Raw genomic sequence first — 11,160 nt, 5'->3', positions numbered from 1 at the left:
ATCAGGGCTGCTCGCCCGAGGCGGCCGTGGCGCCCGTGACGGGCGCCATCGCCGGCGAGGCGCCCACGGGCGTGGCGGAGGACTCCGGCGTCGCCGCGACGCGGCCGAAGCGCAGCACGGATTCGTCGAACTTCCAGCGCAGGCGCAGGTAGACGCCGCGGCTGGTGATGTTCTGGCCGGTGAGGTCGGGGTCGCGCAGGCCCAGCACGTTGTAGCCCGCAGACACCCACAGGCCCGGCATGGCTTGGTAGCCCAGCTCGAGTCCCAGCGTGCTCTGGCGCGCGGCGCCGCGGCCCCACATCAGCCCGCCCTGCACGCCGAGGTCCCAGTCGGCCGTGAGGTCGCGGGTGTAGCGGGCATGCACGAGCTGGGCCCAGGTGCTGCCATTGGCCAGGCTGTCGTCGAGCCGGCTGAGCTTGCCGGCCCAGCGCAGGGCCAGCTGTTGCCCCGGCGCCATCTGCCAGTTGGCGTGGGCGCTGAGGATGTGGGTCTGCTGGCGGCCGTTGCCCACCAGCGTGGAGCCGCTGGCGCCGCCGAGGGCGCCGCCGGTGGCGCTGTCGCTGCCGCCCGAGGCGGACTCGGTGCGGTGCTCGTAGCTGGCCAGGATGTTCCAGCGGTCGGCCAGCGCGGGGCGCCAGGCCAGGCCCAGCTGCTGGCGCTGGATGCGGCGGCTGGCGCCGCTGGCGTCGGTCTCGGTCAGGATGGCGCGGCCCAGCAGCGTGAGGTCGTCGCCCAGCCGCCAGGCGCCGGCCAGGCTGTACAGGCCGCTGTCGCCGCTGGCGGCGTGGCGCCGCTCCACGGCGCCGCTCATGCGCCAGGGGCCGGCGGCATAGTCCGCGCCCAGCGCCACGGCGGTGGCGGTGTTGCTGCTTGGGGTGCTGCTCCCGGCGCTGGCGCCGGTGGTCGTCGCGGCCGTGTTGCCGCCGCCACCCACGGTCTGCACGCGCTCCAGCGCGCCGTTGACGCGCCATTGCTCGTTGATCGCGTAGGTGTTGCGCACGCCGGCCGCCAGCACCGGGGCGCCGCTGCTGGCGGCGCGGTACTCGTTGTAGAGGCGACCGCCCTCCATGTATGCGCTGTCGATGCCGATCAGCGTGGCGCCGCGCAGGTTCTGCCCGGTGGTGCTGGCCAGGTCGGCCAGCGTGGACACGGGGGCATGCTGGGCATAGAGGCGGGTCTTGGCGGTGAGCGCGTAGCTGCCGCCCAGCACCAGCGCGTGGCGGTGACCGTCCTGCACGTCCTGCTCGGCCTCGGCAAAGACCTGCAGGCCAGCCACGGCCTCGGGCCGGTGGGTGATGCGCGCGCGCACGGTGGTGCTGTTGTCGGGGGTTTGCGCCGTGGTGGAAGCCGTGGCGCCGCCGGCCAGGCCCACGCTGCCGGCACCGCTGCCCACGCCCGTGCCAGCGCCCGTGCCCACGCCGGCGTCGCTGGCCGTGGTGACGGTGCCGCTGCTGTTGCCGCTGCGCACGCCGGCTTCCACCACAGTGTGGGGGCCGAGCTTGTGCAGCACGGACAGCGCGAGGTTGCTGCGCGTATCGCCGCCGGTGGTCGGGGTGCCGGTCGTGCCGGTATTGGCCGTGCCGGTCTCGGTGCGCGAGAGCTGGGCCTGGGCGCGCAGCGTGGTGGCTTCGCTGAGCGCGTAGTCGGCGCTGGCGGTGAGTTCGGTGCGGCCGGCGCCGGCGGTGGCCGAGAGGTTGTCAAAGTTGGCGCCGGTCTTGACCAGCTGGGCCTGCGCCTTGAGCGCGCCGCTGTCGTGCTGCACGGTGAGGCGTGCGGCCTGGCCGCGGCCCTTCTGGTCGGTGTGGGTCTGCACCGCCTCGGCACTGACCACGGTGTGCTCGCCGGCGCGCACCAGCGCGGTGGCGGCGGTCAGCGTGCGCGCGTTCTGCGGGTTGTCGTCGCGCACGGCGATCGCGCCCAGCTGCACGCGCTCGCCCACCTTCACCTGCACATCGGTGCCCATGACCTTGTAGCGCGGGCCGCCGGCGTCGAGCTCGTAGCTGACGCGGATGGACTGCGGGTTGAGGTCGGCATCCACGCTGGCAACGGGCTGCACCAGGTAGAGGCGGCGCGTCAGCGGCTCGAAGCTGTAGTCGCTGCCACGGGTAAGCGCGCGGGCGGCCAGCACGATCTGGGGCTGGAAGCGGTCGCGGGTGAGGATCTCGATCTTCTCGCTGCCGGCCTTGATGTCGCCGGCCACGTTGGAGAGCGTGTAGAAGGACAGCCCGGTGGCGGGCAGCTCCTCGACCTGCTGCACGGCGTTGGTCTGCGCGAAGAAGCTGGTGACGCGCAGGTTCTCGTCCTGGTAGCGGTGCTGCAACCCGGTCAGCGCGCGGCTGTACTGGCTGAGCTGACGCACCTCGGCACTGCTGGCGCTGACGAAGTCGCCCAGCAGCAGGAAGCTGCGGTTCTTGTCGATGCGCACATAGAGCTTGCCGCTGCTTTGCGCGTCGAAGCCGCGCACGGAGCCGTCGCCATAGACGGGATAGAACTCATCGGGGCGGATGTCGCGGAACAGCCGCTCCTTGCTGGACTTGTCGCTGTCATAGGCGGCGGTGAGCAGGGTGTCGCCGCGGATGGCGCCCTTGACGTAGAAGGCGGCGCGCGCGGAGACGCGGGTCGCGGCGTCGTCGCCGTGGGCCAGGCCGCTGAGCTGCTGCTCGAAGGCGTTGGCGGCCTGGGGCTGGCTCAGCGCCAGGCGGCCGCCACGGCTGAAGTCCAGCACGCCCTCGACGATGCCGATGCCCTGCAGCGGGGTGAGCGCCGGCAGGAAGCTGAGACTCTGGTTGAGCGCGACCGGGCCGGCCGTGATGCGCACGCCCACCACGCCCTGCTGCGCGGGAGGCTGCAGCAGCAGCTCGGCTTCGCCGCCTTCGACGAAGATCTGCACGCCGGGCTCGCCGGCATTGAGGTCTTCGTTGACCCAGCGCGCGCCCTGTGCCTCCAGCGTGACGGCGGTGCGCGCGATGACGGGCAGGCCCTGGGCATCGCTCAGGCGCAGGCGCAGCCGCGCCGGGCGCAGCGGGTCGGCGGCCAGCCGCTCGGGCGTGGTCAGCTGCAGCCGGGCCAGCGCCCCCACGGCGCGCACGGTGACGGACTGGGTCTGGCGCACGTTGCCGAACTCGTCCAGCGCCTCCATGCGCAGCGTGTTGAGGCCGGCCTTGAGTTCGACGCCGATGTACTCATAGGCCACCAGCCCGGTGGTGGTGACCACGGCCTTCTTGCCCACGCGGGTGTCGGGCACCAGGGCCTCGTTGACGTACAGGCGCAGCGTGGATTGCTGCGGACCGGTGATGCGCACACGGATCTGGTCGCTGTCCAGCGCGTCACCGTCTTGCAATCCCAGGAAGGCGGCCCGGGGCTCCAGCGACTCGATGAGGGCCTCCAGCGGTGCCGGGTCGACCGCCGGGCGTGGCAGCAAGGGGCCCAGCAACCGGTCGACGGCCCGCTGCTGCGCCCACGCCTGCTCCTGCACCGGGCTGGCCGGCACCACGGGCAGCGCGGGCGGCGGCGGCGGGACAGGGGTGGCGGCCGCGGGTGAGGCAACGGCAGCCGGCGCCGAGGCCGCAGGGTCGGCGCTTGCCGCGGCCGCCTCGGTCGCGTCAGAAGGTGCGTAAGAAGGTGCGTAAGAAGGTGCAGCGGACGCAGCAGGTGCGGCGGCCGGTGCAGCGGACGGTGCGGAGGACGCCGGCTGGGGCAGTGCCGGCTTCGCCGCGGCCGGCACCACCGGCGTGCCGGACGCGCCCGCGCCCAGGCCGCTGAGCCCGCTGGGCAGCGCGATCAGCGGCACGGGCTGGGCGTCCACCTGGGCCTGCGCGGAACCGATGGCGGCGCCACTGCCTTCGATGCTGCCGCTGGCCGGCAGCGAGCGCACATCGCCGGTGATGGCCACTCGAGATTCGGTGGGCAAGCGCGCGTTGACCAGGGCCTGCAGCTGTTGGTCCACGGACTTGGCGAACGCGGCCCGGCGCTGTTCGATCTCGGCCAGCAGCCCCGGCACCTCGCAACCGTCCAACGCGAAGTCCGCGCGCATCAGGCCGCCGTTCTTGAGGTCCAGGAAGCGGCTGTCGCTCTGCCCGGACTGGCGGTTGTCCAGCAGCGCCAACTGAGCGCCCACGGGCAGCGTGGAGCGGTCCACGCGCAGCACGTGGGTGATGGGCTTGAGGCCATACAGGCTCCAGCGCCCCTGCTGGTCGGTGATGACGCTGCTGCCGTCTTCCAGATAGAGGCGCACGCCGGGGATGCCGGGCTCGTCCGCGCCGTCTTGGGTCTTGTTGCGGTTGCAGTCGGCATAGACCTTGCCGATCGCAAAGGCCTGGTTGCCCAGCACGCCACCGCTGACACGCACCTTGGCCTGCGCGAGGTTGGACTGCAGCATGAGCGCCGCGGCGGCGGAAACGGCCGAGGCGCGCGCGCTGTTGACCGCGTCGCTTTCGCTGACGGCCCCCACGCCGACGGCCAGGCGGTAGCGCAGCGTGAGCTCGCCCTTGTCCGCCAGCGTCAGTTCGCCGAGCCGGAACAGCAGCGCGGGCGACGCGGTGGTGGAGGCGGTGGGCGCATCGGCCCCCGCGCGTACCGGCTCGGCCACGCGCGTGCCGCCCACCCAGGCGCTGCCGGGCACGTAGCGGAAGCCGCTGGGCAGCGCGTCGGCGATCTGCAGCTGGCTCAGGGTGGCGCCGCTCTGGTTGCTCAGCGTGAGCTGGTAGTCGACGAAGTCACCCAGCTCTACCTGCGACTTGCTGGCCTTCTTGTTCAGCAGCAGCGCCGAGTTCAGCGTGGCCGGGTCCAGCGGGATGTTGTTGTGCAGCGCCTCGCAGCTCGCCGGGCTCGCACCGGCCTTGTAGCCACTGCGGAACTGCGGGAACCAGGTGGTGGGCGCGCTGCCGGTGGGAATGCCGTTGTCGGGCACGACGAAGCCGCAGCCCGCGTAGGTGCTGGCACGGCCCTGGATCTGGGTGCTGAGCTTGTGGCTGGCCGGCGGCGTGACACTGAGGACGTAGGTGCAGATGTCGGACACCGGCGGCACGCGCCAGAAGAACTGGTACTGGCCGTCGGCGCCGGTGCGCAGGCTGACGCTGCCATCGCTGTTGAAGCTGAACTTCTCGGCGTCGAAGACTTCCGCCGCCACGATGGGCGGTGGCGTGCCGCCGCCGTCGCAGGCCGTGCGCCGCAGCGTGACCAGCGCACCGGGCACGGGCAGGCGGCTGACGCTGTCATAGACGTAGCCCTGCGGATCGACCAGCAGGCTGGTGAGTGCCGAGGTGGCGACGAACTGCACGCCGGCATTGACCAGCGCGTTGTCCTGCATCGCCGCCAGCCAGGCCTTGTTGGTGATCTGCGAGCGCAGCCCCAGCGTGCGCTGGGTGATCTGCACGGTGAAGCTGTACTCCTCGGTGGCGCCCGGGGCCAGGGTCTTGCTGCTGTCGTTGAGGATGATGCGCGGGTCGTGCGGCAGGTACAGCCCCTCGGCATTGGCGCTGGCCTGCGCGTCGTCGCACAGGGCCTCGCCGGTGTAGGCCGGCGAGACGGGCATGACGCCGTAGCGCGCCACGGGCGGCTTGACGAGTTTCCAGCTGGCGATGTTCAACGCGGCATCGCTCGGGTCAAAAGCGCAGGCCAGGTTGTCGACCACGCGCACATAGGGAGCGCTGACGTCGCTGGTGTTGCTGACGCGCACGGTGTAGGTGAGCTGGTAGACGCCCTGGCTCACGCGCACCGGATCGGCGGAGGTCTTGCTGATGACCAAGCCCTTGGCCAGGCGGTCCAGCGCGGCGACGTCGGGAAAGACGATGGGCGTCGGGACGCTGTTGTTGTTGGGGTTGAAGTCCTGGTCGGGGTCCGGGTCGCTGCCGTTGGTGGAAACGTCGCTGGCGTCGACGCTCAGGCTGTCGTACGCATGCAGCGAGCCCTGACCGGTGATCTGGCTGGGCAACGAGGTGTTGGCGCGACCGCTGACGTTGACGCGCACGGCATAGCGCAGGGTCACGTCGCCGCCCACGGGCAGCACGGCGCCGTCCTTGGCCAGCAGGGTCTGACCGCCCTGCCCCGTGAAGGCATCGTTGGGCGTGAGCACGGTGTCACTGCTGATGCGGTCCACGACCTGCAGCGAGCCGGCCACCACGGTGTACTGGCCCGCGGCCGGCAGCTCGGCCGTGGTGTAGCTGCCCAACCCCAGGGCGGCCAGCAGATGCGGCAGGCGCAGGTTGTACAGCGGTGCATCGCCGTAGTTGCGCACGCGCAGCGCCAGCGTGTAGGTGACGGTACCGTCGGGGGCGTTGGCCGCGGTGTAGTTGATCTTGCTGCCGACCACCCAATGCGCCAGGCCCAGGCGCTGCCCGGCCACGGGCGCCACGGCGTCGTTGGACTGCACGGCGGCAACGCCGCCCACGCCCGCCCCCGCGCCGGCCACATTGCCGAAATGCAGCTGCGCGACATTGAGCAGCTCGCGCCCCACGCTGGCCTGGGTGGCGAGGTCAAACTGAGCGTTGATGGTCTGGCCCACCGCCAGGTCGAAGGGGTAGGCCACGGCGATCTCGACGGCGGCCTGGTCCTCGCCCTCGCGGTAGGCGAAGGCCGGATCGTTGGCGACGCGGTAGAGCTTGCGTGCGCCGGCATGGCTGGCCTGCAGGCTGCCGACACGGTACAGCGAGCCCGCGGGCAGCACGTCGCGCAGCAGCAGGAAGCGCTGCGCGACGCCATTGACGGTGATGGCCTCGCCGCTGGCGGACTGGGCCGTCTGGCTGGCGATGCGGGTGCCGATGTTGGAGGCGGTCAGCGTGTAGTGCGCGCTGTCGGCGCTGCCCGGGCGCAGCGCCTGGGCGTAGCGCACGGTCTTGCCCAGTTGCACCACGGGGTTGTCGGCGATGCTGACGAAGGTGCTCAGCGTGCGCATCTGCGGCTGCGCGCTGCTGCCGACGCTGAGCTGCAGGCAGGCGCCACCGACGTTGCTCATCGGCACGCCGCCCAGCACCAGCAGGGACGCGCTTTCGCCGGGGCGCAGCCGCGGCGCGGCGCTGCTGGCCAGCTCGGCGGGGTCGGCCACGCCATTGCTGTTGACGTCCCAGACGACGCGCAGGTTGAGCAGGTCGGTGCTGTCGCTGCCATTGCTGCAGCTGCCGGCATTGGCCACGGCCTGCACCAGGCTCAGCACGGTGTTGCCGGTGTTGAGCACGCGATAGGGCACGGTGGCGTGCACGCCCGGGGGGCGCGCCACCCAGGCATCGCCCGAGAGCTGCAGCGCGTCCACGGCCTGCACGCGCGCCTCGGCCACGTTGCTGAGCACACTTTCGGTCTGCGACCAGCCCTGCGGTGCATAGCTGGCACGCGCCTGCACGCGCAGCACGGTGCCGGCCGCGGGCATGGCCGCGTGCGCCGCGGCGCTCAGGCTCAGCAGACCCGCCATCAGCCAGGCGGCACCCAGGCGCCAGGGCTGGCGGCCTTGCGGGGGGAACGGGAAGGTGGTCGCAGAAGTCACGGCACGTCGTCTCGTTTGGGCACGGCCCTTCCCGAGACGGCCGGCGCTCGGGCCGCCTTGGGAAGGGAGGGGGCGTCCGCCCCCTCGCGCCGGCTGGGGTGCCCTCCCCGCAGGGAGGACCTGGCCCGCCGGCGATCCGCTCACTGGGTCAGTTCTGGATCTGCACCGCGAAGCGCAGCGTCAGGGAGCCCGCTGGTGCCAGCGTGTTGGCCGCACTGCCACAGGAGATGGTGCTGCCGCTGGTGCTGCTGGCCGCCGCGGTGCCGGTCAGCCCGCTGGCGGCACAGGTCGCCCCCGTGGAGACCAGCGTGGTGTAGGCCGGCGCCGCATCGCTGATGGAGACGTTGCTCACCGGCGAGGCCGCGTTGTTGGTGGCCACCACCTCGTAGTAGATGCAGTCGCCCGGCGCCGCGGTCTGCGTGGTGGTCACATAGCCGCTGGTGGGCAGCGTCGCGGCGCAGGCGCCGGTGGACTTCTGCTGCTTCTTCAGCACCGTGAGCGCACCCGTCACCACCGTGCTGGTGTCGGTGTTGGCCTGCGTGCCGCAGCCCGCCGGCGAAGACTGCACGGTGGCCCCCGTGCTGTCCACGTCGGACACCGTCACGGTGACGTTGGAAACGTCGCCCGCGTTGGCGCCACCCGGCGCATAGACGCGCACCAGGAACTTCACGCTCGCCCCCGCCGCCAGGCCGCCGGTCTGCAGCTTGCCGTCGGTGATCAGCGTGTCGGCCGCGCTCACCAGGCTGTCGTTGTCCACGTCCTTGTAGATCGCCGTGGACCAGCCCGCCGTCACCATGGCCGCCGGCAGCGTGGCCGTCACCTTGAGGTAGTTGCTGCCCGAGCCGCAGGTGTTCGCCCCGGTGTTGGTCAGCGTGTGCGAGTAGTCGACGTTGGTGCCCTTGATCACCGTGGCCGAGCCGTTGGCCGACAGCGAGAAGCTGTAGGCGTTGGCCGCCACCACCGACACCGCGTCATAGATGGTGTCGCTGGCCGTGCTGCCCACCGAGGTGGCCGTGCTGCTGGTCACCTTGACGTACACGGGCTGGGTCATCGTCGGCGCGGTCACCGGCGACGCCACGCAGGCATACACCAGGGACTGGCTGCCCGCCGTCACCCCCACGCTGCTGATAGCCGTGGGGCTGCTACAGGCCGTGGAACTGAAGCTCACGCTCCAGCCCGCGGGCAGCGAACCGGGGAAGCTGCTGTTGCTGCTGGCCTGCAGCGTGTAGGTGCCGTCCACGGTGTCGTAGTTCTTGATGTACAGCGGGATCTGCGCCAGCGCGCTGCCGGCCTGGATCGTCGCGGTCGTCAAGGTCGGCGACTGGCTCGGCCCCGGACCCACGTCGGCCGTGGTCGGCGTCGTGACGGTCGCGCTGCCCGATGCGGTGTTGGTCACGTCCACATAGCCGCCGATGACGTTGGTCACGTCGGCATAGGTCGCGTCCTTCACCGAAGGCAGGTTCACCGAGGTCGCGGTCAGCACCGCTTCCAGGTTGGCCGGGCTGGCCACCGTCGTGCTGGACGGCACGAAGATCTGCAGCACCACGGTCTTGCTGGCTCCCGCGGAGAGCGTGCCGGTATCGATGGTGCCGTCGCTGTTGGTGTCCAGCAGCGGGGTCGTGCCATCCGATGCAAACCAGCTGAAGGTCGTGCCGCTGGGGAAGGCATTCTTGCCCGACTGCAGCCCCGTGGAGGCCACCGTCAGGTTGAAGATGTCGTCCGCATTGCCGGTGTTGGTGATGGTGTGGGTCTGCTTGATGTAGCTGCCCGGCACGATCTGCGCGCTGGTCACGCCGTCGGTCCCGCTGGCGGGCGTGCCTGCCGTCGTGTCCACCGTGTTGAAGGTGACGCTGCGGCTGGCCGTGACAGTGAAGTCCGCCGAGTTCGTGCTCACCAGCGTGCTCGCCGAGCAGGCCGCAATGGTGCTGCCGGCGCTGCAGCCGGTGGCGGTGTATTGCGCCGTGTTGCTGGTGTCGGTGGTACCGATGCTGGCGGTGTTGGCCACGGCCACCTGGAAGCTCAAGGTCCCGGTGAAGCCCGCCGGCACGTTGGGCACCATCAGCTGCACGACCTGCCCGCTCTGCTCGAACTCGATGCCCGCGCTGCTGCACAGCGTGGCGTCGCCGCCCGAAGCCTCGGTCAGCGCCGTGCCGCCCGCGCAGCTGATCACGGACTTGCCGCTGGTGTAGGTGAAGCCCGCCGGCAGCGTGTCCTTGACGTACAGGTTGCCGCTGGTCGCGCCCGTGTTGCTGTAGGTGATGGTGAAGGTGGTCGCCGTGCCGCGCGGACCGCTGGTCGACACGGGCCAGGAGCCCGACACCGCGCTGACCGCCGGCGCCATGATCGCCTTGCCCACGGAGAACGCGGCCCCGGTGGTCAGATTGACCGTGTCGGTGCCGCTGCGGGTGTTGGGCGAATAGGTGCTGTACCAGCTGGTGCCGCTGTTGCTGGGCGCCACCGTCACCGTGGAGGTGTTGCTGCCGCTGCCCCAGGTGCTGGGCGTGGCCGTGGACGGGATGGTGTAGGCCACCACGAACTTGAAGGTCTCGCCCGAGGCCAGGGTCTTGTTGGCGTAGGTACAGGCCGTGCCCGCGGTGCTGGAGGTGCACAGCGGCGTGGTGCTGGCCGGCTGGCCCGCCCCGTTGTCCAGGTAGACCTCGATCTTGCTGAAGTCCGCCCCGCCCGCCAGCTCATTGGCGTTGATCGTGAAGCTGTCCGAGCCGTTGCCGGTGTTGGTCAGCACATAGGCCACGTATACCGTGGCACCGGCTGCGGCGCTCTTGGTGTTGGCCGACGGCGTCAGCGTGTACGCGCCGACCTGGGTGACCGTGGTCACCACCGTGTTGGAAGCGGTCAGCTGCTGCGCGCCGGTGCTGTCCTTGAAGGACGCCGTCGCCTGGTTGGAGATGCTGGTGCCGGCTGGCGGCGCGGCCGACCAGGCGGCCGTCGCCATCAGACCCGCGGCACAGGCCACGGTGGCGGAGGAAAGCAGGCGCAAGCGTTGCCCTCCTCCGCGTTGCTGCGGAGTTGGTTTCATAGAGTTGCCTTCTTCTAGGGTGAACGCGAGCGAACGCCCGCTACGGGTGGAGAACCCTCAACAGGGGCGGATCACTTCTTGGCTTGCGCCGTTTGCTCCGCCACCCCTTCGGCAACGCGCACACGCATCGTCACCGTCGTCTTTGCGCCCGGGGCGATCTTGCCGATCACCCAGCGCAGCCGCCGGTACTCCGCGTAGGGCACCGGCTCCTTCTTGCCATTGGCTGCATCGCGCATCAGCGGCTCGGGCGCGAAGTTGCGTCCCACGACCGCCGCCAGCACGCCGGCCGGTCGTGCCGTCCTGGGCTGGTATTCCGTTGCTTCGGGGATGGGGAGGTCCACCACCACCTCGGACACCGCCGCCTTGCCCACGTTGGTGTAGACGGCGCGGTACTCGATCAGGTCCCCGGGCTTGACCTCGCCCACCGGCTTGAACACCGTCTCGCCCTTCTCGACCGTGACCAGGAACTGCTGCAGCTCGGACTTCAGCATCGGCGCGGCCGCCGGCTTGGCCGCCTGTGCCGCCTGCTCCGCCGCGGCCTGCTGGCCCGGCGACAGCGCATGGGCCGTTCCGGCGAGCATCAGGGTCATCATCCAGGCCATCAGGCAGGACGCCCGCAGCGCGCCTGCCCAGCCCAGTCCCGTTCCAC

3 protein-coding genes are annotated in these 11,160 nt (G+C 71.1%); all 3 read right to left on the bottom strand.

Annotated features, from left to right (window positions below; all coding sequences use genetic code 11):
* Position 1: 1 nt before the first annotated feature.
* Positions 2–7,474, bottom strand: a complete 7,473-nt coding sequence (locus tag LZ017_RS13455) for a hypothetical protein (protein WP_241397357.1) — start codon at positions 7,472–7,474, stop codon at positions 2–4.
* A 148-nt stretch (positions 7,475–7,622) separates the two neighbouring features.
* Positions 7,623–10,472: a hypothetical protein gene (locus LZ017_RS13450; RefSeq protein ID WP_241397355.1), complete on the bottom strand. Its 2,850-nt coding sequence runs from the start codon at positions 10,470–10,472 to the stop codon at positions 7,623–7,625.
* A 110-nt stretch (positions 10,473–10,582) separates the two neighbouring features.
* Positions 10,583–11,104 carry a hypothetical protein gene (locus LZ017_RS13445; protein WP_241397353.1) on the bottom strand — a complete coding sequence of 174 codons (522 nt, stop codon included), beginning with the start codon at positions 11,102–11,104 and terminating at the stop codon, positions 10,583–10,585.
* Positions 11,105–11,160: the final 56 nt, after the last annotated feature.

This window comes from Pelomonas sp. CA6 (assembly GCF_022549225.1).
Lineage (GTDB): Bacteria > Pseudomonadota > Gammaproteobacteria > Burkholderiales > Burkholderiaceae_C > Roseateles.
The sequence above is the reverse complement of the archived record's forward strand: the minus strand, read 5'-3'. Positions and strand labels throughout refer to the sequence as shown.